This window comes from Streptomyces sp. NPDC006733 (genome assembly GCF_040636125.1).
GTDB lineage: Bacteria > Actinomycetota > Actinomycetes > Streptomycetales > Streptomycetaceae > Actinacidiphila.
On record NZ_JBEYJD010000013.1, the window covers coordinates 135235 to 158108 of the forward strand.

The following is a 22874-nucleotide window of genomic DNA, read 5'->3' on the forward strand; positions in this document are numbered from 1 at the left end:
GGCTACGCCTCCCCCGCGTCCGTGAACCCGTGATGGGCGATCTCCAGCACCTCGGTGGCCACGGCGGGGCTCGCCGGGTCGAAGGACGGACCGCGCCAGCTGACCGGAAGCACGTCGATCAGCCCCCACTGCGCGACCATCGAGCCGTCGGCGCGCAGCGCGGCGATCTGCCCGGTGGGCCGGGTCACCCCGGTGGTCACGGAGGAGATCCACTCCGCCACCTTCGCGGTCTCCTGGGTGAGGGGCCGGGTCAGCGTGATGTTGGAGAACGTGACGCGGGAGGGCAGCTGCCAGACGAACCCGTTGTTGCCGCCCTCCTGCCGCTGCTCGATCTCGACCTGGGAGGAGAGCCCTTCGCAACCGTTGAAGTTGCCCAGGCTCTCACCGTCGATGGTGAGGTTGAAGAAGATGGTGGAGCCTGCGTCGAGTTCCTGGGGCATCGGGTGGGGCCTTCCTGCGGTTCCACGGGGGTGGGGCGATGGGGAGGAGGGGCGGAGTCGGGCCTGCGGGGCCGACGGTGGCGGATCGGGCGGCTCGGCTCGCGCACCGGGCTGTCAGTGGCGTGGGTCGCGCAGTCTGCCGATCCGCTCGCGGTCGAGCCGCAGCTCGGTGCGGAGCAGCCGCGTCATCGGCCCGATCAGCCGGTGGACCAGCTCGGCCACCTGGTCCTCCTTCAACTCGCGCGGTCTGAACTGGCTGGTCGCGGAGGGCGCGGGCGCGGACGCCGTCCGGTCCGAGGAGCCTCCGCCGCCGTTCTTGCGCTGCACTTCGACGGAGGTGGAGCCGCGCGGGGCGGAGACCCGCACGGGGGCGGATGGAGGTGTGCGGACCGGCGTCCGTGCCACGACCGGCGGCAGCGAAGGCGGCGCGGCCGGGACCGCGGCCGCGGCCCGCTGCACCGGCAGCTCCGCGACCGGAACGGACCGGACGGGCGCCAAGGACACCACGGAGCTCCGGGACGGCTGGGCCGCGGCAACTCCGGGGACGTGGGCGTGGACGGGGGAGGTTCCGGAGCCGCCGGGAGCGTCCCTCACCGGGGGGCGCCCGGTGCCGCCCGGGACGGAGGGCGCCGGCGCGGAGCGCTGGACGACCGGGTGAGCGGGCGCCGTGGTGGGAGCGGCTGGGGCAGGGGCGTATGCGGGGGTGAGGGCGGGGGCTGGGGCGGGGGCTGGGGCGTCGGTCCGCGGTAGCGGACGGACGGCGGCGGGCGGCAGGGCGGCGGACGACGATGCCACGGATCGCTGTACGGCAGTCCGGCGGGAGACGGAGGGGGCGGGCGCCGCTGGCGCAACGCGGTGCAGCCGAACGGGGGCCGGAGCGCTGTTCACCGTCGGCGCGGGGGCGGGCGACGGCGAGGACGGTCCTACGGCACTGCGGACGCCGGGGAGCGGGGGCGCTCCGGGAGCCGCCACTCGCTGCACGGCAGTCGGCGAGGCACTGGTCACCGCCGGGGCGCTGTTCGTGAGTGCGGCAGGGGCTGCGGACCGCGCTTCCATCGCCGACGGCGCGAACCCGGCGGCCGTGACCGGCTTCGAGGCACCGAGGAGCGGAGCGACCGGGAGGGGTCGCGGCGCCGGAGGAACTTCGGCTGACGCCGGGCGTACGGCGGAGGTCCGGGTCACGGGCGGGTGGGTGGCCGGAGCGGACGGAGTGGCCGGGGCAACGCCGGAAGCGGGGATCCGGGCCGAGGTCGGGAGTTGGGGCGAGGTGGGGGCGAGCAACGACCGCTGTACGTGCGGCACGCCGCCCGAACGGCCGGAAGCCGGTGGGTGGTTCACGGCGGGGCGTAGTGGCTCTGCGGCAGCGGGACGGGCACCGCCCTCGGGTAGGGGTGCGAGTCCTGGCGCCAATCGTGGCTGACTGACCGGAGGAACGTTCGAGGCGACGGGTAGCGGTAGGGGTTCGGCTGCTGGCACCGAACCTGGCCGACTCACCGGCGGGACGTTCGAAGCGAGGGGTACGGGTACGGGTGCTGGCGCCGATCGTGGCTGACCTACCGGCGGGACGTTCGAGACCGTCGGGGCGTTCGAGACCGTGCCCAACTGCCGTACGGGCGTGGTGGGCCGGGTGGCCCGCTGCACCGGAGGCGCGGCGGGCAGCCCGGCGGCTCCAAGACCACCCGCCCCAGCGGGTCGTACCGCAGGTGGCGCCGGCGTCGCCGGGCTGGCGTCGCCTCCGCCGGAGCCGCTCGACGGGCGAACAGGAGCGCCGGGGATCGGCGCGCCACCACCGGCTGCCGGGCCGGTGGCTGCCGGACTGACGGCGGCCGGACCGGGGCTGCGGATCGCGGCCGGAGACGTCGCCGCCGAAGGGGCGCTCGCCCGGGGACCGGATGCGGGAGCCGGCAGTCGCCCCAGGGGCGGCTGCCCCGCGGGACCGGCCCCGCCCGCCGGACTGCTCGGCGCGACGAGCCGCTGCACCGGCAGCGGGCCGCCGGTCCGCTCCGCAGCCACGTCGGGTCGCACCGCAGCGTGCGCACGCGGCGGAACGGCGGGGGGCACGGTGACGCTGCCGGGCCCCGACGCCACGGGTGTCGCGCCGCCTGCCCCCGTACCGGAACCGGACGGGAGGGAGGCGGTGGGGGTGGTGTCGGGGATGGCGGTGGACCGGGCCGAGCCGGTACCGGGGGCGGCCGGGCGCTGCCCGGTCGAGGGCGCGCCGCCGGTCTGGTCACGTCGTTGGACGGGCACCGCCGGTACGGGAGCGGGCGCCACGGGGCCCGGCGCCGGTCGGGCGGCCGGTCGTATGGACGGCGGTGCCGGGGTGCTCGGCGGCCCGCCGACCGCCGGTGAACGCTGCACGAGGGGTGCACGGCCGGGAGCCGGGGCAGCGGTCTGCGGGGGCGCGACCGGGTTCGCGGACGGACCGCTCACCGGAGCGCCCAGTCGCGGCCGGACGGCCGGACGGGGACCGGGCGGAGGTGTTCCAGGTGCAGGCGTTTTGGACGCATCACTCCCGAAAGGGCGCGCCGAAACGTCCCACCCCGCCGTCGACGTCCTCGGTACTGGCGGCGTGCTGTCAGACGGCCGCACGCCGTCCGACGGCACGTTGCCCCCGGGGGCGCCCTGCGGCGGAGCGGCTGGCGACGAACGCACGACGGGGTCGGCGGCACGCCGCTGCACCGGTGACGTCGGTGATGTCGGCAAGGTCGGCGGGGTCGGTGCGGCCACCGGCCTGGACAGCGGCGGCCCGAGCAGCGAACGCCGAGGTTGCGGGGACGCCGCCGGTCCGGCCGTCGGACCGGGAGCGCTCGCCACCCGCCGCTGCACGGGGGGCGACGAGGACTGAGCCGGAGGCGTCCGCTCTGCGGCGGGCGCTGCCGTGGACCCGTCCGTCGGACCCGGTCGCCGGGGGCCCGGCGGGTCGATCCGCGCCGAGCCGCCGCGCGGGCCGTCCTGTTCTCCTTCGGAGCGCTGGACGCGCACAACGGTGGGCGCGGTCGCTGGGAGCACAGTCGGGGACGCAGCCGGGGGTGACCCGGCAGCGGAAGGCCCGGACGCGGGCGAAGGCGACTGGACAGGCGTCGGAGCGGTCGTGGACGTGGACTCGGGCGCCCGAGCGCCCGTCCCGGCAGCCGCCGCAGCAGGCGTCACCCGGCTCGGCGCCACCGCCGGAAGCACCCTGCGGTGCCCCGTGCTCGGGGCGGCAGCCCGCGTCAGCGCCGCAGGCGCGGGCCCCGGCCGAGGCCGGGGCCGTACGGGAACGGGCGTGACCCGCGGGCCCAGGGCACGCTGAACCGTCGGCGCCGGAGCAGATTCCGCCGTATGCCTGTCCCCGCCCTCACCGCCACCGTCGTCGACGACAACGGCCGTCGGGAAGAGCCTGCCCTCGCTGGGCCCCCCGGCGACCGACAGCGTGTCCTTGATGAGACCGCCCGGAGCACCGTCCAGGACGGCATGCGAGAGCGTCCCGGAGAAGGAGTGGTTCTGCCAGGTGGTCAGCGAGCCGCTGAAGTCCGCGGACGCGACCGTCTGCCGCCCCGGCGCCAGCAACGCGCGCTGGATCGGCGGCAGACCGGCCCAGCCGCGTCCACCCGCAGCAGCAGGGGCAGCAGGGGCAGCAGCACTCTCACCGGCGGAAATCTCGGGTGCGGAGACCGGCTCCGCTCCGGCCTCCCGGCCCCGGTCCTTGAAACGGTCGAATATGCCCATCACCGCTCCGTCGCAGCGCGCGTCACCAGCGTGGCGATCTGCTCGGCGTACCGCCGCCGCTCACGGTGTTCGAGGTCCAGGATGTCGTCCAGGTGCCAGTGGAAGTGGTAGGCGATGTACGCGATCTCCTCGTGGATCCGGTCGGTCGCGTACGTCACGATTCCCCCAGGCGGCTCCCGCCGAGCTCGACCTCGAACGGCTGCTCGCAGTGCGGGCAGGAGACGCCGGCCCTGGTGTGGCCCTCGGCGTTGACCTGCCGGTAGAAGTCCTGCAGAAAGGCGAGGTCGGAGGCGAACATGTTCTCCACCACGCCGTCGTGCATGTGGGCCACGGTGCCCAGTTGGGTGATGACCCGGCCGAGCAGAACCACCGAGAGATACGCGGGGTTCTCCCGCACCCGCATGTCGCGCAGCGGGATCAGTTCGTCCCGGGCGGTCGCCAGTCGCATCACGCCCTCGCGGTGCACGGTTCCCATGTCGTCCACGTACCCGCGCGGCAGCTCGAAGGCGAACTCGGTTCGCAACTGCTGCCGTGCGGGCGGTGCTTCCGCCGGTGCGACGGCCGGGGCCGCCACGTCCGCGGGAGCGGAGGTGGCGGCAGCGGCGTCGGTGGCGGGCCTTGCGGGTCCGCGACGCATTACTCGGTGACCAGCTCTTCGTAGACGATCGTGACGGTCTCGGTCATCACGGAGGCCTCGCCGGCCGTCGCCGCCGCGCCGACCACCTTGCTGCACCAGGCGTTGCGCAGGTGCTGCCGCCGGACGGGGTTGAACTGGTAGTCCATGTAGATGATGCTCGCGTTCTTGCGGGCGGAGCCCATGTCGCCGCGCAGCGAGGCCGCGATCCACTCGGTGAAGGCGGTGGACTGCTCCATGCCGCGCGTGACGGTGGTCTCGCCGGCCTTCTTCACGCCGGGCATCTTCTTGGTGATCGGCTGGCCGTTCGCCGAGACCTGCTGGTACTCGATGACGTCCTGCTCCATCCCCACCTCGCCCACGGCGTGCAGGTACTCGACCATGACGCCGTCGATCTGGAGGCCGAAGTTGTGGGTTGTGAGGGCGTCACCCTGAGAGAGACTCATGAAAGCCGTTCCTTCTACTGACTACTGATGGTCGGAAACCGGAGTCGGGAAACCGGAGTCGAGAAGCCGGAGGCGCGTGGCGAGTTACCCCTCCAGTGGGGCGCGTCACTCCTCCAGCTCGCCGCTGCCTCCGGAGAACTGCGCCAGCCGGAAGATGACGAACTCGGCCGGCTTCACCGGCGAGACACCGATCTGGCAGATGACGCGGCCGAGGTCGACCGACTCCACCGGATTCGTCTCGGCGTCGCACTTCACGTAGTAGGCGTCCTCCGGCGTGGCGCCGAACAGTGCGCCGCTGCGCCATTCCGTCACGAGGAACGCGGAGATGTTGCGCCGGATCCGGGCCCACAGCGCCTGGTCGTTGGGCTCGAACACCACCCACTGGGTGCCGTTGAGGATCGACTCCTCCAGGTAGTTGAAGTACCTGCGGACGTTGAGGTAGCGCCAGGCCGGGTCGGAGGAGAGGGTGCGCGCACCCCAGACGCGGATGCCGCGGCCGGGGAAGGTGCGGATGCAGTTGATGCCGACCGGGTTGAGCAGGTCCTGCTCGCCCCGGGTGATCTGCAGCTCCAGGTCGACGGCGCCGCGTACGACCTCGTTGGCGGGGGCCTTGTGCACACCGCGCTCGGAGTCGTTGCGGGCCCAGATGCCGGCGATGTGGCCGCTGGGCGGGATCAGCCGGGTCTGGCCGCCGGCCGGGTCGAAGACCTTGATCCACGGGTAGTAGAGCGCGGCGTACTTGGAGTCGTAGTTGGACGTCTCCTGGCGCCAGACCCGGATCTGCCGGGCGTTGAGGCCGGGCGGCGGGTCGATGATCGCGAGCCGGTCACCCATCAGTTCGCAGTGGGCGATCAGACCGAGCTGGACGGCCTTGACGGCCTCCAGGTCGATCGCTCCGCGCTGGTAGGCGGCCATCAGGTCGGGGACGGCAACCATGGACACCTCGTCGACGGCTTCGAGGCCGCCGAAGCCGGTGCGGTCCGCGGAGTCGCCCAGGTACTCGGCGATGCCGACCGACTCACTCTCCACCGCGTCCGGGACCGCCGGGGTGTGCACGGGGGTCTGCGCGGCCGGGACCGGCGCGTCGAGGGCGACCGTCTGGTTGTCGGGGCGGGCGAGCTGCGAGGCCGCTGCCGCCTCCTGCACGGAGATCAGCTTGGAGTGTTCCCTGACCTGGGTGACCACGTAGTTGCGGGCGCCCTTCTTCGCCGAGACGTCGAAGGTCTCGGCGGCCTTGGCGCCGTCCTTGACGATCAGCCGGAACCGTTCGGCCGGGCCCTCGCCCTCGGCGTCCGTGACCTCGACGCTGAGCGTGCCGCTCTCGCCGGGCGCGACGGCCGACACCTTGAACGTCCCCAGGGCCTGCGGCTCCCCGGCCGTGAGTGCGGCCGGCGCGGGTGCGCCGCCGTTGACGGCCTGCCGGCCGCGCCGTCCGCCGACCGGGTCGGCGCCTTCGCCCGGCGCGCCCGTCACTCCGCCGGGTGTCCCGCCCACGCGGACCACGTAGGCCGCGGACCCGCCGTTGTTGAAGAAGCCGTACACCGAGTGCGCCAGGAAGTAGCCGTCGGTGAACTCGCCGAACGCGGCGACGTACTGGGTCCAGTTGGTGACCAGCGTCGGTTCGTTCAGTGGGCCTTCGGGCGCCAGCCCGACGAATGCGGCCACCGAGGTGCCGACCCCCTCGATCGGACGAGAGCCGCTGGCCACCTCTTCCACGTACACGCCCGGCGACAGGTAAGACGGCATGCTCTGCTCTCCTCGGGGTACCAAGACAAGACCACCTTCACCCTCGCGGCCCGTGCGCGACCGGGTATACGTCCTCCGGTGCCTCGTGCGGGGCACGGACTGTGCCCCCAAGGGCAACGTGCGGGGGCCGCGAGGCCGGTTCCGTCGCCGGGAACGCCCGGCGGGGCCGCACCGAGGCGGTACCGGGCTGCGCGCCTTCCGGTCCTGTCCCGGGCCGGACCCCGTACCGGCAACAGGCTCTGTCCGCAGGGGTGTTCGAGGGCAACGGGTGCCGCCTTTCGGGCAACGGCGCTACCCGGCGGCCTCTGATGCCGTCTCCGCCGCGGGCAGTAGCGTCCATCGGGTGACGACCTGGACATCCCTGGAGCCCGCCTCGACCACGGTCGACCCGGGCAGCAGCACGACCGTACGACTGCGCCTGCGCAACACCAGCGACGTCGTCGACGAGTACCGCTTCGAGGCGGTCGGCGACATCGCCCCGTACGTCTCGGTGGAACCGCCGTCCATCAGGCTCTTTCCGGGTACCTCCGGCGTCGTGGAGCTGACCGTCGCCCCGCCCCGCACCCCGGACGCGACCGCCGGGCCGCACCCGTACGGCGTGCGCGTCCTGCCCACCGAGCATCCCGGGGCCGCCACGGTCGCCGAGGGGAACATCACCTTCACCACGTTCACGGAGGTACGGGCCGAGCTGGTCCCGCAGACCGTCAAGGGGCGCTTCAGGGGGCGGCCCAAGCTGGCCGTCGACAACCTCGGCAACACCGTGCTCACGGCGTCGATCGGCGGGGGCGACAAGAACAGCGACGACCTCTCGTACGAGATCGTCCCGTCCAACGTGCAGATCCAGCCGGGGCGCGCCGCCTTCGTGAAGGCGACGCTCAAGCCCCGGCAGATCACCTGGGTGGGGCAGAAGCAGCAGCGGCCGTACGAGCTGTCGGTGCGGCGCTCGGGATTCGAACCCCTGACGGTGAACGGGACCTACGTGCAGCGCACGCTGCTGCCCGTCTGGATGATGACCGCGCTGAGCCTGCTGCTCGCCCTCACCGTCACGGGACTCATCCTCTGGTTCACCTACAAGGCACCGGTCCGCACGCTCGCGCAGGAGAAACTGGAGAAGGTGGCAGCCACCACCCTGCCCCAGCCGCCCACCGCGCAGCCCACACCGGCCGCCTCGCCCACCGAACAGCCCAAGGCGTCCCCGGCCGGAGGCGGTGGCGGGGGCGGGAAGAAGAAGCCCCCGCCGGAGAAGCCCGCGCGGCCACCGCTGCCCATCACGTCGCAGGACAAGCCGAACCTGTTCGTGCAGTTCGCACAGGTACGGCTGGTCGAGGGAGCGGGCGGCTGCAAACTGACGGCCCCCTACACGGTGGGCAAGCTGGACGCCGCGACCGCGCTGGCGCTGACGTGCTTCCAGCAGTCCAGCGACTCACGGTTCGGCCAGTTCAGCCAGCTGGCGAAGACCGACGGGCTCGGAAACCTGGGCCGCACCACGATGACCGCGCTCCTGGCCTCGCACTTCGCCGCCGCCAAGTCGGTACCGCTGGACCAGAACCAGGCCAGCCCGGAGGTGCCGTGGGTGCGGAACATCCTGCTCTGGGGCACGCAGGGCGAGTTCGACGACGGCGACCTGGTCACGACCGTCAAGTACACGAAGGCCAACATCGACTATCTGCGCAAGCACATCCAGCTCCAGGAGAAGCCGACTCAGGCCGACACGGACCGGATCAGGGAGTACCAGGCCCAGTTCGGGGCCGAGCAGACCGGGGTGCTCGACGAGACGACCCTCACGAAGACGAAGCTGGGCTGGGTCCACACGCAGGACACGCCGGGCACGGTGACGGCCAAGGGCTGGCTGCCGGCCCCGATGAAGTAGTCGGTACCTGAGAAGCCGCCGGCATCGGTGAAGCAGCCGGCGCCGAAAAGGTAGTCGACCCGGATCCTGGACGGCGCCCTCTGCGGCCTCCTACCAGGAGGCGCCGTCCAGGACCAGCCGCCCCGCCTTGCGGTACTCGCGCCGGGCGCCCGCCAGCAGGTCCGCCGTCGACACCCCGTCGCCCCGGCCCGCCGCCGCGTACGCGGCCGTGACGACCGCGCTGCGGATCGAGCCGCCCGCCAGCTCGAAGTCCCGCGCGCAGGCGGCCGGATCGACGTCGTCGGCGCAGGGGACGTGGGCGAGGCCGTGCCGCCAGAGCGCCAGGCGCTGCTCCGCGTCGGGGAAGGGGAAGTCGACCACCAGGTCCAGCCGCCGTGTGAAGGCGTCGTCGATGTTGGAGCGCAGGTTGGTGGTCAGCAGGGCGATGCCGTCGAACGATTCCAGACGCTGCAGGAGGTAGGCGCTCTCCATGTTCGCGTGGCGGTCGTTGGAGCTGCTGACCTCGGAGCGCTTGCCGAAGACGGCGTCCGCCTCGTCGAAGAGCAGCACCGCGTCCGTTCGGTCGGCCTCGGTGAAGATCCGCTCCAGGTTCTTCTCCGTCTCGCCGACGTACTTGTCCACGACGGACGGCAGCTGCACGACGTAGAGGTCGAGGCCGAGTTCCCCCGCGACGACCTCGGCGGAGAGCGTCTTGCCGGTGCCGGAGTCGCCCGCGAACAGCCCCACCACGCCCCGCCCGCGCCCGCCGCCCGCGCTCAGCCGCCAGTCGCCGAGCACCCGGTCGCGGTGCCGGGCGCGCAGCACCAGTTCCCGCAGCTGCGCCAGCGGGCCCGGGGGCAGCACGAGATCGTTCCAGCCGACGTCGGGCCGGATGCGGCGGGCGTGCCGCTCGAGGCCCGACGCGGACTGCTGCCGGGCCGCGAACCGCAGGTGCGCGGCGGACAGCTCCGTGCCCTCGAACGCGGCGAGGTTCAGGGCCGCGCGGGACGCGCGGTCGATCCCGCCGGGCCCGAGCCGGTACGCCGCGACGACCGGCGCCAGGTCGAACCCCGGCTCCCCGGGGCCGAGCGCCGCCCGCCAGGCGTCGAGGTCGCCGGCCCGCTGCCGGGGCGCGTCCAGCACGATCGGGTCGCGTCCGCTGTCGCACCACTGCGGGTCGTAGGGGCGCGGGTCCGCGAACACGACGGGGATGTCGTTCACCGAGAGCGCCCGGATCAGCTCCTCGGGCTTCTCTGGCAGCGAGGTCACCACGATCGCGCGCCCCGTCAGCCGCGCCTCGCGCAGCAGCTCCCGGTACGGGGGGCGCTGCCCCGTCGTGGGCTCCCCCGGCGCCCGTTCCACCGGGGCGTGCTCGTCGGGGCGGTGGTCCGCCGGGCGTCCCCCCGGCGCGAAGTGCAGGGCCGGGAGACCGGCCGCGCCCAGGGCGGCGGTGGCGCAGGCGAGCCCGTCGCCGTCGCGGTGCTCCCGCAGGTAGACCGTGAGCGGGCGCGCCGCAAGCTGCCCGGCCAGCGTCCGGGTCAGCGGGTCGACGCCGTCCGGGGTGCCGGGGGCCGGCGCGCTCCCACCGTCCGCTTCGAGGGGCCGGTACGGGAGCGGGCGTACGGTTCCCCTGAGCGCCGGGTCGGGGGTGTCGTCGCCGAGCAGGTGCGCCACGACGCGGTCGGGAACGCGCAAGGAGCGGCTGAGGAAGGGGCGTTCCGGGTCCTCCACCTCGATCAGCCCCCGTGCGAGCAGCCGCGCGCCCGGATGGAACCGGGACCGCCCGGCGGCGGAGTGCGTGGCCACCCCGCACAGGTCGAGCGCGAGCGCGACGGTCGCCCGGCGGCGGGTGACGTCGTCGTTGAGGTAGCCGTACAGCGGCTCGAAGGTGCGGTCCAGGTCGGGTGCCAGCGCGATCAGCAGGATCCGGGTGTCGAGGGGGCTCAGGAGCAGCGAGTGGGCGAGCCGGTGCAGGCGGTCGTCCTCGGACGCCCAGGACTCGTCCGCACCTCCTGCCTCCGCCGGGGAGTCTGCCTCCTCCGGCTCTCCCGCGCCTGTCGCAAGTGCCCTCTCCGCCGCCCCGGACAGCAGGTGCCGTACCGCGTCCTCCGTCAGGTACATGCCCCGCATCGGGTCGGCGGCCGTCGGGTCCGTGGCGCTGCGGCGATCGACGAGGAGGGCCACCCGCCGGCGCAGCTCGGCGAGCCGTTCGAGCAGCGGCGAAGAGGAGTCGCTCACTTCCGCCGCTCCTGGAGGGTGGCGGCCGTGCCGTGCTTCGTCGTGAACTCCGCCTTGGCGGCGTCGACGCTCTCCGCGCTGTGGAAGCGCACGGGTCCGTCCCCGGGTACGCCGTCCGCCCCCCGCACCTCGACGCCGAGCCCCTCCGTGACCGGCGGACCGACCCGGTAGTCGGGGGACGCCAGGAAGGGTGCGGTGATGACCACGTCGAGGGAGGGCTTGAGTTCGCCGCCGAGCGCGGACCAGATGTCGGCGAGCGAGCGCGCCTCGGTGTGCAGGCCCGCGACGGTCAGCGGGATGGAGAGGCCGAGTCCGGCGAGGGTGCCGGTCAGGTCCTCCGGCGGGAGGATCTCCTTGGGCAGCAGTGTGTGCAGGACCGCGGAGAGCATCCGGTGCTCGTCCTGCGGGCGCTTGGTCCAGGCGGTGACGAGGTACGAGAGCCGGAACCAGCGCGGCGGCTGGTGCTCCTTGAGCGTGATCCCCTGCTCGTCGCGGAGCGCCACCCTGCCGCGCTGCCGTCGCTTGGTGTCCTCGCGGATGTCGTAGAGATACGCGTCGATGGTCGGGGCGTTGCGCCGGGCCGCCCAGTCGCGCGTCGGGGCGTCGAAGGTGACCTCGACGTCGGACCCCGCGAAGGAGCCGCGGGTGAGCAGCCCGCGCAGGATGTCGTCCACCTCGTGGATCACGGTCGTGCTGCCCTTCGCTGTCGGCGCCCGGGCATGGGAGAGCCCAGTCCATCGTGGTCGCCGGGACGCCTGTCCCGCGAGGCACCCGGGGGACGATCACGGGGCAACCCCGCTGCCCCCGCGGCGCCCGTCTTCTGTCCGCGGGGGCCTTGCACATCGGTCCGGGGGCCCTCACCAGCGCACGGACCGTCAGCTGTAGCCTCAGATGTAGCCCTCGCGCAGCGCGTAGGCCACGGCATGGGCCCGGTTGCGCAGGTGCAGACGGGTCGTCAGGCCGTGCATCACGTTCTTGACCGTGCGTTCGGAGTACGAGAGCTTGGCCGCGATCTCCCCGGTGTCCATCCCCTCGGCCACCAGCCGGAGCACATCGACCTCGCGTGGCGCCAGCCCGGACGCCGTGGCCGCGGACACGCTCGTCGTGCCGCGCTGCAACGTGCCGACCTGGGCTATCAGCCGTCCCAGCAGGTCCGACGGCAGGTCCCCGTCACCCCGGGAGGCGGCGAGCACCGCCTGGAGGAGGCGGTGGCCGGTGGCCTCGCGCCGCCAGACGATCGCGCCGACCCCGTACTCGATCACCTGGAGCAGCTCCGCCTCGCGGATCAGGCTCGTGACGAGGACGGCCTTGGCGCCGTCCGCGCGGGTCAGCCGTCGCAGCCGGGACAGCGTGGGTTCGTCCAGCGTCTCGGCGAGCAGCACCGCGACCGTGCCCGGCCGGCTCGTGCCCTCCTCGACCAGCTCGACCAGCTCGACCTCGGAATGCCGGCGCAGTTGGCTGACCGCTCCGTCGAGGGACAGCGGGTCGGACGCGTGGACTTCGACCGGAATTCGATGGGAGTTTCGATGAACCATGCCATACGTCCTCGCGTCTTGTTCGACGGAACCAGCTATGCCTGCATTAACCATCCATCCTTCCCTCGCTGTGAGGACCACCACCACCGTGGCTAACCACGAGACCGACCACGAGATCGGCGGCGGCTTCTGATGGCTCTGGGCTCGCATCAGCAACCTGCCCGTCGGCTGGTCACGGCCCTGCCGTCGGCCGGACGTCCGACCGCGGGACCCGGCTCTTCCGAGCTCCTGGAACGCGATGCCGCACTCGATCTGCTGGCGACGGAGGCGGACCGGGCCGTCCGCGGATCCGGGCGGCTGGTGCTGTTCCGCGGGCCCACCGGTACGGGCCGCAGCGCGCTGCTGGAGGCCGCCGCGGAGCGGGGCGCGCAGCTCGGCATGCGGGTCCTGCGGGTCCATGCCTCCGCCGAGTGCTCCGGTCGTCCGCTGGCTCTCATACGGCAGCTCCTCAACTCGTCCTCCGGTCCCCGCAGCCTGAGCAACGTCCCGGACGAGCCGGACCACTTGCACCTGAAGTACGCGGCGCTGTGGCGATTACTGTGCGAGCTGGCGGCCGAATCGCCGCTGCTGGTGGCTGTGGACGACGCCCATCTCGCCGACCGGGACTCCCGGACGTGGCTGACGGAGGCTGCCCGACGGCTGGCCGGCATGCCGGTCCTACTGGTGGTCACCGAGCGGGGGCAGTACGACATCGCCCCGCCCACGCCGGGCCTCGCGTACTCGCTGCCCCCCGGCGTGGTCCGGTCCCATGCCCTGGCGCCGCTGAGCCGTCCCGCCGCCGAGCAGCTGGTGCGCCGCGTCCTGGGCGCGGACACCAGCGGAACCTGGGTCGACGGCTGCGTACGAGCGGGCGCCGGCAACCCCCTGCTGCTGCGCTCGCTGCTCGACGACCTGCGGGCGGTCTTCCCGGCCGGCGGACAGGACGGTGGCGGATCGGGCAGTGATGGAGCAGGTAGCGGCGGATCAGGCAGCGGCGGATCAGGCAGCGGTGGCCTGGACATCGGCGGCCCGGAGCCCCGACTGCCCGAGGACTGCGCCGAGCTGTACCCGGGGGCGTTCGTGGCGGCGGTCTCGTGGTGGCTGAGAGGCGCGGGCCTCGGGGGCACCGGCGTGGCCCGCGCGCTCGCGGAGCTGGAGGACTCGGCGCCGGAGCGGTACGACGAGGTCGGGCTCGGCCTGCGCCCGGGACCTGCCGCGCCCGACGGACCGGGCCCGGGCCACGACCCCGGTGGGTTCGGCGGCTCCGGGGACTTCGGTGACTCCGGGGACTTCGGTGACCTCGGGGACTTCGGGGACTTTCTCGCCGAACTCACCGGCTCCGACCCCGACCGCGTCGACGGCTGGATCACCGCGATGGTCCGGCTCGGGCTGCTGCGCCGCGCGTCCGGAACCGTTTCCGGCAGCGCCTCCGGCGCCGGCGTCCCGCGCTTCGCGCATCCGCTGCTGCGCGGGGCGGTCCTCGACGGCTGGCCCCGCTCGCACCGGCAGGCCCTGCACCAGCGCGCGGCCGAACTGCGCCAACGCCGGGGCGACGGGGCCGAGGCGGTGGCCGGGCACCTGCTGCGTACCACCCCCGCCGGCACGGCCGGGGGCGCGGCGGCCGTCGACAAGGCGCTCCTGGACGCGGCGGCCGACGCGTCCAGGGCCGGCAGGACCGGCGCCGCCGCGCTCTACCTGCGCCGCGCGCTGGACGAACCGCTGCCGCGCGAGCGGCGGTCCGCGGTGCTGACCGAACTCGGCGAGCTGGAGTTCGCCACCCTGCGGAACGGAGGGATACCCCGGCTGGCCGAGGCGCTGCGCCTCCAGGAACGGCCCCGGGGACGGGTGCTGGCCGCGGTCAACCTGGGCAACGCCCTGGCCAACCGGGGCAAGCCGCACGCCGCTCTCGACGTCATGCGGGATCTGGGCCCGCTGGACGCGGAACCCGTCCTCGCCCGTACGGTCCAGACGGCGACGGCGTTCTTCTCCGACCACGACCCGGAGATCCGGCGGGCCGTCTACACCCGGCTCCACGAGCGGGCCGAGCACTCCCCGGAGCGGCTCAGCCCGGCCCAGCGCGGGCTGCTGATCCGGTACCGGGCGGCGGCCGGGCTGCTGTCCGCGGAGTCGGCCGTACGGGAGGTCCAGCGGCTGCTGGCCGCCCCGGAGGATCCGCTGCTGGTGCCGTACCTGCTGGCCACGGCCGCCGCCGTGACCCAGTGGGCCGACGCGCCGGACGACGCCGAACGGCTCGTCAGGACCGGGCTGACCGAGCACTGGCTGACGCCGCTGCACCCCGTCCACCGAGCGCTGCTCAACGTGCGGGTGGACACCGCCGCTGCCCGCGGCGACTTTCAGCGGGTGCTGCGGGAGACCGCCGACCGGCTGCGGACGCCGGACGAGGCCGCCCGTACCGGTGCGAGCAACTTCCTGGCCCAGCGCGTCATGGCGCTCGTCGAATGCGATCGGTCCGCCGAGGCCGAGCGGCTCGTCGCCGGCATCAACACCGAGCAGGCGCAGCCCGGTTGGGAGCTGCACCGCTTCCTGTACGCGCGGGGCGTCCTGCGGGCGTCCGTCGGCGATCCGGCGGGGGCCCTGGCCGACTTCCTGGAGTGCGGCCGGCGCCAGCGCGGCCGCGACGTGGAGAGCCCCGTCGTCACCCCGTGGCGTTCGGCGGCCGCCGAATGCCACCTGCTGCTGGGGGAGGAGCCGCAGGCGCTCGCGCTCGCCGAGGAGGAGAGCCGGTACGCCGCCGTGTGGGGCACCCCCCGGGTGCGGGGCCGTGCGCTGCGCGTCCTGGGCGCGGCCACCGGCGGCCGGCGGGGGCTCGAACTCACCGCCGAGGCCGTCGCCCTCCTGCGCGGCACCTCGCTCGACGTCGAGCTGATCCCCGCGCTCATCGCCCACGGCCTGCAACTGACGGCCGCCGGGCAGCCCCGTCCCGCGCGTCCGCTGCTCCGGGAGGCCGCGACGATGGCCGAGCGGCTGGGCGCGGCCCGGCTGTCGGGCACCGTGCAGCGGGCTCTGCGCGCCAGCGGCACCCGCCGCTGGAACGTCGCGCTCACGGGGCCGAGTTCACTGACGGCCGGTGAGCGCCGCATCGCCGCGCTGGCCGCCGACGGCCGGACGAACGCCGAGATCTCCGAGCTGCTGCACCTGGCACTGCGGACCGTGGAGACCCATCTGACCAGCACCTACCGCAAACTCGGCATCCGCCGGAGGGTCGACCTACCGGCCGTGCTGAACGGCGACGCGCGACAGCCCACGTGACCGGCGCGCGTGGCCCCCGGCCGCCCTGCTCCGGCCGGGGTGCCGCCGCCCGCGTTCAGACCCGGTCGAGCCGGGGAGCGCCGTCGAGGATGGCGAGTTCCCAGGAGGTGGCCTGGCGTTTCCACTCGGGGGCGACGGTCGCGTAGGTCGTGACGTCGTGCCAGCAGCCCTGGGTCCGGAAGAGCTCGCGGAGGGTGGCCTCGGGGCGCAGACCGGCGGCGTGCATAACCTTCGGCATGTGCTCGTGGTCGCTGCGGTGGCCGGCCCAGATGCGGTGCAGGCCCAGGTGGCCGAAGCCGTAGGCCATCAGCAGGCGCCCGGCCTCGTGCCCCTGCCCGCGCATGGGGGCGCCGGGCAGCAGGACCAGGCTGCTGAGCATCGCGTTGCTGCCGTAGTCCTCGACGAGCAGCCCCATGGTGCCGACGAGGGTGTCGTCGTCCGGCGAGCAGACGGCCAGGGTGTACTTGCGCCGGGGGTGGGTGTGCGGCTGGGCGAGGTTCTTCGCGAAGGCGTCGTGGGCCTGCCGGTCGTCCATGCGGTCGATGCCGAGGTAGCGGGTCAGGACGCGGTGGGTGAGGATGCGGGCGAAGGCGTCGTGGTCGCCGGCGTGCAGCTCGCGCAGCCGCAGATGCTCGCCGCGGAGTTCGGGGACGTGGTTCACCGGGCGGCTCCGTGCGGTGCGGGCAGGGACGGCGCGTGGATCGGGGCCGGGATCGAGGAGAGCGCCGGGATGAGCGTCTCCAGGTCCACGAAGTGGCGGCCGGAGGGCAGTGGTTCGCCCAGCAGGATGCGCCGGGCGGCGTCGGCGACCAGCGCCGCGCCGAGCATGACGCCTTCGGCGAGTTGGGGCCAGCTGGAGAGGGAGCGGCCGACCCGGGTGAGGGCGTCGGCCATGGCGGGGCTCAGGCGCTGCTCGTCGACGATGGTGAGCAGCAGGCGGATGGCCTGCTCCCGGTCGAGGCCGCGTACGTCGTCGGCGGTCGTCGCGCCGGTGCGGCCGTGGAAGAGCGGGCGCTCCGGTTCGAGGTCGAAGCGCTCGATATCGAGCATGCCCCGGTCGTTGGTGTCCATGAGGACCGGTACGCGCCGACGGCGTGCGACCTCGCGGGCGGCCACCTTCACCCAGGGGGTGTCGCACTCCTCGACCAGCAGGTCCAGGCCGCGACCGCGGTCGCCCCCGCCGAAGAAGTCCTCGATGGTCTCCTCGGTCACGCCGCCCCGGTGGATCTCGATGTCCAGGTACGGGTCGAGTTCGTACAGCTGGCGTGCGCACAACACGCTTTTCTCCACGCCGAGTTCGTGGACGCCCGCCCGCAGCCGGTTCAGGTTCGACAGGCCGAGCCGGTCGTGGTCCGCCAGCCGGAACGACCCGCCCACGCCCTCCATCGCGCACGTCAGCGCGGCGCTGCTGCCCACCGACAGGCCGATGACGCCCACCCGGCGCCCCAGCAGGGCCTGCTGCTGCTCACGGGTGATCTTGTCGCGGTTGCGGTCGGTACGCACCAGCCGGAACTCGGCCTCGGGCAGCAGGTGGACCAGCCGCCCCGACCACGGGTACCAGACCCACCGGCCATAGGCGGCGGGCCGCCCGCCCAGGGCGTCGGCGACGGCGCGCGCCGGAGCACGCCCCCCGAACGGGTCCTGCGGCGCCAGGCACCGCAGCAGTTCCTCGACCTGGTCCTCGATCCGGTCATGGACCTCACGCAGCCGGTCCGACGCCCGCAGCTCGGCCAGCACCGCCGCTTCGGCAGGACGGGACGGGTCCAGCACCATCGGACGAAACGATTCGCTCGCCTGGCGGGGCGTGGGCAGCACAAGGTGGTCCGGCTCTGCGCCGGAGGGTTGGGGGTGTGTCACGGCAAGGACGCTAGCAACCGAAAGATCTTGAAACCGGTCCTATCACCCCGCGGAGGCGCACTCGAATTGATCTTCGACCCAAGTGCGCCTACCCCGCTCCCTGTACGCCCCCTGGCGCGGCGCTGGAACCTACAGGCCCAGCGACTTCGCCACGACCCCGCGCATGATCTCGGTGGTGCCGCCGTAAATGCGGGAGACGCGGGCGTCGGCGTAGCGGCGGGAGATGGCGTACTCGGACATGAAGCCGTAGCCGCCGTGCAGTTGCAGGCAGCGGTCGACGGTTCGGCCCTGCAGCTCGGTGGCCCACCACTTGGCCTTGGCCGCGTCCGCGGCGAGCAGCGTTCCGTCGTTGAGGGCGTTGACGCACTGGTCGACGAAGGACTGGGTCACGTCGACCTCGGTGGCGATCTCGGCGAGGACGAACTTGGTGTTCTGGAAGGCGCTGATCGTCGTGCCGAACGCCCGGCGCTCCTTGACGTATCCGATGGTCTCCTCGAGCGCCGCCCGCGCTTCGGCCAGCCCGGCGACGGCGATCGACATCCGCTCCTGCGCCAGCTTGGCCGTCAGGTGCGCGAACGCCTCGTTCTCGGTGCCGAGCAGGTTCGCGGCCGGGACGCGGACGTCGGTGAACGACAGTTCGGCGGTGTCCTGGGCGTGCAGGCCGAGCTTGTCCAGGTTGCGGCCCCGTTCGAAGCCCGGCATTCCCCGCTCGATGACCAGCAGCGACAGCCCCCGATGCCGGTCGTCGGACGTCCGGACGGCGGTGATCACCAGATCGGCGTTGATGCCGTTGGTGATGAAGGTCTTGGCGCCGTTGACCACGTAGTCGCCGCCGTCGCGCCGCGCGCTGGTGCGGATTCCGGACAGGTCCGATCCCGCGCCCGGCTCGGTCATCGCGATCGCCGCGATCAGCTCGCCGCTCGCCAGCCCCGGGAGCCACCGGCCCTTCTGTTCCTCGGTCGCGTAGCTCAGGAAGTACGGCAGGCACACGTCGTTGTGCAGGGTCAGGCCCAGGCCGGCCCCGCCGATCCCGGCGGCGGCGACCTGCTCGCCCATGACCTGGTTGAAGCGGAAGTCCGGCACCCCTCCCCCGCCGTACTCCTCCGGGACCGCCATGCCGACGAAGCCGCTCTGCCCGGCTACGGCGAACACCTCACGCGGCATCAGCCCCTCCCGCTCCCAGGCGTCGAAGTGCGGGACGACGACCTTGTCGGTGAAGGCCCGGAAGGCCTTGCCGAAGGCCTGATGCTCGTCGTCGTAGTGCTTGCGTTCCATGGTGTGTGTCCGTTTCGTTCGAGGAGTGGCACCGCGTTCACGCGCGGGCGGTGGCGGCGCGGTCGTCTCGTCGCCGTGACCGGAGGAGCGTCGTCCCGCACCGTGGAGGAGGACCGGCGGCTCCCCCGCTCCCGCACGGTGCGGGTCGTTCATGTCAGTGGACCTTGCGTTCCTGGTTCGCCCAGTGCGCGGCGCGCAGGTCGCGCTTGAGTACCTTGCCCGCGCCGGAGACCGGCAGCGCGGCGACGAACTCGAAGCTGCGGGGGATCTTGTAGTTGGCGATGTGCTCGCGGCAGAGGTCCGTCAGTTCCCCGGCGGCGACGGCGGCGTCCGGGCGCAGCACGACCACGGCGTGCACGCGCTCCCCGTAGGTCGGGTCCGGGACGCCGATCACGGCGACGGCGGCGACGGACGGATGCCGGGCGACGGCCTTCTCGACCTCGACCGAGTACACGTTCTCACCACCGGTGACGATCATGTCCTTGATGCGGTCGACGATGAACACGTACCCGGCGTCGTCCATGTAGCCCATGTCCCCGGTGTGCATCCAGCCGCCGCGCAGCGCCTCCCGGGTCTCGTCGGGGCGGTTCCAGTAGCCGAGCATGACGTTCCCGCCGCGGGCGACGACCTCGCCGACGGTCCCGCGGTCCACCTCGGTGTCGTCGGGGTCCACCACGCGGACCTCGCTGGACGCGGTCGACCGGCCGGCCGAGCGGCGGCGGACCGGGTCGGCGTGGTCCTCGGGCAGCAGCACGGTGGCGATGGGGGACAGTTCGGTCATCCCGTATCCCTGGGCGAAGCCGGCCTGCGGGAAGAGCCGCATGGAGCGCTCCAGGACCGCGTCCGGCATCGGCGACGCACCGTAGATCACGTGCTGGACGCTGCTCAGGTCGGCGGCGGCCGTGTCGGGGTGGTCGGCCAGGAGCTGCAGCATGGTGGGCACGAGCAGGGACTCGGTGACGCGGTGCCGCTCGATGGTGCGGATCACGGCGGCGGGGTCGAACGCCGGCACCATGACGTGGGTGCTCTCCCGCAGCAGGCCCATGAACCAGGCGAAGATGTCCGCGAGGTGGAACATGGGCGCCGCGTGCAGCAGCCGGCCCCGGTCGGTGACCACGGGGTGGGTGGCGAGCACGCCCAGAGCGCTGCAGAGCACGTTGTCGTGGCTGAGCATCACGCCCTTCGCGCGGCCGGTCGTCCCACCGGTGTAGAAGATCCCGAACAGGTCCGTGCCACCGCGCCGCAGGTCCTCGACGGGCTCGGCGGCGGCCAGCAGCTCCTCGTACGACAGCAGGCCCGGTCCGGGCATGCCCTCGCCGCAGTGGACGAGGGTCGTCAGCGCCGGGCAGCGCTCCATGAGCGGGCCGGTGAGCGGGGCGAACTCGTCGTCCACCAGCAGGACCCCGAGGCCGGCGTCGGTGATGGCGAACGCGTTCTCGGACACCGTCCAGCGGGTGTTGAGCGGCACCGCGACCAGGCCGCCCCAGGCGCAGGCCAGCAGGTACTCGTGGTAGCGGTCGGAGTTCAGGGCGAGGATGCCGACCCGGTCGTCCGCGGCCAGCCCCAGCCCCCGCAGCGCACCCGCCAGCCGGGCGATCCGCTGGACGGACTCCGTCACCGTGACCGACCGCTCTCCGTGGATCGTCATGAGGCGGCCGGGGTCGCGCTGCACGCTGCGGTGCAGCGAGTGCGTCACGTACATGGTGTCTCCACTCCAGCGATGTGAATCATCATGAGTTCGATCCACGGGTCATATCGGCGATGTTATTCAGTTACAGCAGCATTACAAGACCCTAAGTGAAGATTGACTAATGTTTCTGATACGGTCCGTGCCAGCAACCGAGACTCAGGAGGGCCGCATGGCTGATCGAGTGTTCGTCGCCGGCGTCGGGATGATTCCCTTTGCGACGCCGCGAACCAGCAACCCCTACGACCAGATGGCGCAAGAGGCGGTCACCCGCGCGCTCACCGACGCCGGGCTGACCTACGCCGCCGTGCAGCAGGCGTACGCCGGCTATGTGTACGGCGACTCGACGAGCGGGCAGAACGCCCTGTACGGCGTCGGGATGTCCGGCATCCCGGTGGTCAACGTCAACAACAACTGCTCCACCGGATCGTCGGCACTGTGGCTGGCGCGCCAGGCGATCCTCGGCGGCACCGCCGACTGCGTCCTGGCCCTGGGATTCGAGCAGATGCGGCCCGGCGCGATCGGCTCCCAGTGGGACGACCGCCCCAGCCCGCTGGGACGCCTCGAAGCGATCGCGGCCGGCGTCCAGGGCGAGCACCCCGGCGTCCCCACCGCCGCCCAGCTCTTCGGGGGCGCCGGCGCGCAGTACATGGAGCGGTACGGCACCGGGCCGGAGCTGTTCGCGAAGATCGCGGTCAAGGCCCGGCAGCACGCGGCGCACAACCCCTACGCGGTCTTCCGCGCGCCGGTCACCCTGGACGAGGTGCTCCAGTCCCCGATGATCTTCGATCCGCTCACCCGGCTCCAGTGCTGCCCGCCCACCTGCGGCGCCGCCGCCGCGATCCTCGTCAGCGAGGACTTCGCCCGAGCGCACGGGCTGCGGACCGACGTGGCGATCGCCGCCCAGGCGCTGGTCACCGACACCCCCGCGAGCGTCTCCGGCGACCGGATGAGCCTGGTCGGCTACGACATGACCCGCGCCGCGGCCGACCAGGTCTACGAGCGGGCGGGCGTGGGCCCCGAGGACATACCGGTCGTGGAACTGCACGACTGCTTCACCACCAACGAGGTGCTCAGCTACGAGGCCCTGCGGCTGACCCCCGAGGGCACGGCGGACACGTTCGTGTCCGACGGCGACCACACCTATGGCGGCCGGGTGGTCACCAACCCCTCCGGCGGGCTGCTGTCCAAGGGCCACCCGCTGGGCGCCACCGGCCTGGCCCAGTGCGCCGAGCTGACCTGGCAGCTGCGCGGCGAGGCCGCCGACCGCCAGGTCGACGGCGCCTCGCTCGGGCTCCAGCACAACATCGGGCTCGGCGGAGCCGCCGTGGTCACCCTGTTCCAGAAGGTGGGCTGACCATGGCGATCGATGAACGCCGTGCGCTGGAGCTGGAGCTCGCGCCCTTCGAGGTGGTGATCGAGCGCGGACGGCTGCGGATGTTCGCCGCCTCGATCGGCGAGAGCGACCCGGCCTGCACCGACGTCGAGGCCGCCCGCGCGGCCGGGCACCCGGACCTGCCGGTGCCGCCGACCTTCCTGTTCTCGGTGGAGCTCGACGGCCCGCGGCCCTTCGCCTTCCTCGAGGACCTCGGGATCGACCTGGCCACGGTGCTGCACGGCGAGCAGTCGTTCACCTACCACCGGCCCGTCCACGCCGGCGACACGATCACCGTGCGGCAGCGGATCGTGAGCGCCACCGCGAAGACCCCGGCGATGGACTTCCTGGTCCGCCGCAGCACGTTCCGGCGCGGCACGGAACTCGTCGCGGAGGCGGAGAACCTGACCATCGTCCGAGCGGGAGGCCTCGCGTGATCACATCCGGCACCGTCCTGGAACCGCTGGAGCTGCCGGCCGTCAGCCGCACCACGCTCGCCCTGTTCGCGGGCGCCTCCGGCGACCACAACCCCGTCCACATCGACCTCGACGCGGCCCGTGCCGCCGGACGGGACGACGTCTTCGCCCAGGGCATGCTCTCGATGGCCTACCTGGGGCGGCTGCTCACCGCCTGGGCCCCGCAGGACCGGCTGCTAAGCCTCAAGGTCCGCTTCGTGGCGATCACCCCGCTGTACGCGCGGCCGGTCTGCCACGGAACGGTGCGCTCGGTCGCCGACGGAGTCGCCACCGTCGACCTCCAGGTCCGGCTCGCCGACGGCACGACCACCCTGACCGGCACCGCCACGCTGCGCGCCGCATGACCACCGCGGCAA

The 22874-nt window shown here is 73.2% G+C and carries 18 protein-coding genes; 5 read left to right on the forward strand and 13 right to left on the reverse strand.

Annotated elements, in window-relative coordinates; all coding sequences use genetic code 11:
• Positions 1 to 2: 2 nt before the first annotated feature.
• The 6 genes from ABZ721_RS14320 to ABZ721_RS14345 form a co-directional block, all read right to left on the reverse strand.
• Positions 3 to 440, reverse strand: coding sequence for a phage tail protein (locus ABZ721_RS14320; protein WP_358788917.1), 438 nt, complete (start codon positions 438 to 440; stop codon positions 3 to 5).
• 114 nt (positions 441 to 554) lie between these two features.
• Positions 555 to 944: a hypothetical protein gene (locus ABZ721_RS14325; protein ID WP_358788918.1), complete on the reverse strand. Its 390-nt coding sequence runs from the start codon at positions 942 to 944 to the stop codon at positions 555 to 557.
• Between the two features lie 3206 nt (positions 945 to 4150).
• Complete coding sequence (locus ABZ721_RS14330; RefSeq protein ID WP_358788919.1) at positions 4151 to 4309, reverse strand: DUF6760 family protein; 159 nt, start codon at positions 4307 to 4309, stop codon at positions 4151 to 4153.
• Positions 4306 to 4788 carry a hypothetical protein gene (locus ABZ721_RS14335; RefSeq protein ID WP_358788920.1) on the reverse strand — a complete coding sequence of 161 codons (483 nt, stop codon included), beginning with the start codon at positions 4786 to 4788 and terminating at the stop codon, positions 4306 to 4308. Before ABZ721_RS14335 ends, ABZ721_RS14330 begins: the two co-directional genes overlap by 4 nt.
• Positions 4788 to 5231: a phage tail protein gene (locus ABZ721_RS14340; RefSeq protein ID WP_250989216.1), complete on the reverse strand. Its 444-nt coding sequence runs from the start codon at positions 5229 to 5231 to the stop codon at positions 4788 to 4790. Before ABZ721_RS14340 ends, ABZ721_RS14335 begins: the two co-directional genes overlap by 1 nt.
• Positions 5232 to 5336: 105 nt before the next feature.
• Complete coding sequence (locus tag ABZ721_RS14345) at positions 5337 to 6977, reverse strand: phage tail sheath subtilisin-like domain-containing protein (protein ID WP_358788921.1); 1641 nt, start codon at positions 6975 to 6977, stop codon at positions 5337 to 5339.
• A 343-nt stretch (positions 6978 to 7320) separates the two neighbouring features.
• On the opposite strand from ABZ721_RS14345, the gene ABZ721_RS14350 reads away from it, so the two are divergent.
• The gene (locus tag ABZ721_RS14350; protein ID WP_358788922.1) at positions 7321 to 8847 is read left to right on the forward strand and encodes a hypothetical protein; all 1527 of its coding nucleotides are present in this window, start codon (positions 7321 to 7323) and stop codon (positions 8845 to 8847) included.
• Positions 8848 to 8937: 90 nt separating this feature from the next.
• Here ABZ721_RS14350 and ABZ721_RS14355 read toward each other — a convergent pair whose 3' ends face one another.
• From ABZ721_RS14355 to ABZ721_RS14365, 3 genes are all read right to left on the reverse strand, one after another.
• On the reverse strand, positions 8938 to 11064 hold the full coding sequence (locus ABZ721_RS14355) for an ATP-binding protein (protein ID WP_358788923.1): 2127 nt from the start codon (positions 11062 to 11064) through the stop codon (positions 8938 to 8940).
• Complete coding sequence (locus ABZ721_RS14360; RefSeq protein WP_358788924.1) at positions 11061 to 11750, reverse strand: DUF4255 domain-containing protein; 690 nt, start codon at positions 11748 to 11750, stop codon at positions 11061 to 11063. Before ABZ721_RS14360 ends, ABZ721_RS14355 begins: the two co-directional genes overlap by 4 nt.
• A gap of 201 nt (positions 11751 to 11951) precedes the next feature.
• Entirely contained in the window at positions 11952 to 12599 is a 648-nt protein-coding gene (locus ABZ721_RS14365) for a response regulator transcription factor (RefSeq protein ID WP_358788925.1), read from the reverse strand.
• A gap of 132 nt (positions 12600 to 12731) precedes the next feature.
• Here ABZ721_RS14365 and ABZ721_RS14370 point away from each other — a divergent pair, with 132 nt between their 5' ends.
• Positions 12732 to 15848 carry an AAA family ATPase gene (locus tag ABZ721_RS14370; protein ID WP_358788926.1) on the forward strand — a complete coding sequence of 1039 codons (3117 nt, stop codon included), beginning with the start codon at positions 12732 to 12734 and terminating at the stop codon, positions 15846 to 15848.
• Positions 15849 to 15903: 55 nt separating this feature from the next.
• Here ABZ721_RS14370 and ABZ721_RS14375 read toward each other — a convergent pair whose 3' ends face one another.
• From ABZ721_RS14375 to ABZ721_RS14390, 4 genes are all read right to left on the reverse strand, one after another.
• Complete coding sequence (locus tag ABZ721_RS14375; protein WP_358788927.1) at positions 15904 to 16509, reverse strand: GNAT family protein; 606 nt, start codon at positions 16507 to 16509, stop codon at positions 15904 to 15906.
• Entirely contained in the window at positions 16506 to 17621 is a 1116-nt protein-coding gene (locus ABZ721_RS14380; RefSeq protein WP_358788928.1) for a ThiF family adenylyltransferase, read from the reverse strand. The genes ABZ721_RS14375 and ABZ721_RS14380 overlap by 4 nt, the downstream gene beginning before the upstream one ends.
• Positions 17622 to 17834: 213 nt before the next feature.
• Positions 17835 to 18980: an acyl-CoA dehydrogenase family protein gene (locus tag ABZ721_RS14385; RefSeq protein WP_358788929.1), complete on the reverse strand. Its 1146-nt coding sequence runs from the start codon at positions 18978 to 18980 to the stop codon at positions 17835 to 17837.
• A 154-nt stretch (positions 18981 to 19134) separates the two neighbouring features.
• Positions 19135 to 20682 carry a long-chain fatty acid--CoA ligase gene (locus ABZ721_RS14390; RefSeq protein ID WP_358788930.1) on the reverse strand — a complete coding sequence of 516 codons (1548 nt, stop codon included), beginning with the start codon at positions 20680 to 20682 and terminating at the stop codon, positions 19135 to 19137.
• 157 nt (positions 20683 to 20839) lie between these two features.
• Between ABZ721_RS14390 and ABZ721_RS14395 the strand changes: the two genes are divergently transcribed.
• From ABZ721_RS14395 to ABZ721_RS14405, 3 genes are read left to right on the forward strand one after another with little or no spacing between them, the layout of a single operon-like run.
• Complete coding sequence (locus ABZ721_RS14395) at positions 20840 to 22024, forward strand: lipid-transfer protein (RefSeq protein ID WP_358788931.1); 1185 nt, start codon at positions 20840 to 20842, stop codon at positions 22022 to 22024.
• A gap of 2 nt (positions 22025 to 22026) precedes the next feature.
• Entirely contained in the window at positions 22027 to 22479 is a 453-nt protein-coding gene (locus tag ABZ721_RS14400; RefSeq protein WP_358788932.1) for a MaoC family dehydratase N-terminal domain-containing protein, read from the forward strand.
• Positions 22476 to 22862, forward strand: a complete 387-nt coding sequence (locus ABZ721_RS14405) for a MaoC/PaaZ C-terminal domain-containing protein (protein WP_358788933.1) — start codon at positions 22476 to 22478, stop codon at positions 22860 to 22862. The genes ABZ721_RS14400 and ABZ721_RS14405 overlap by 4 nt, the downstream gene beginning before the upstream one ends.
• Positions 22863 to 22874 lie beyond the last annotated feature (12 nt).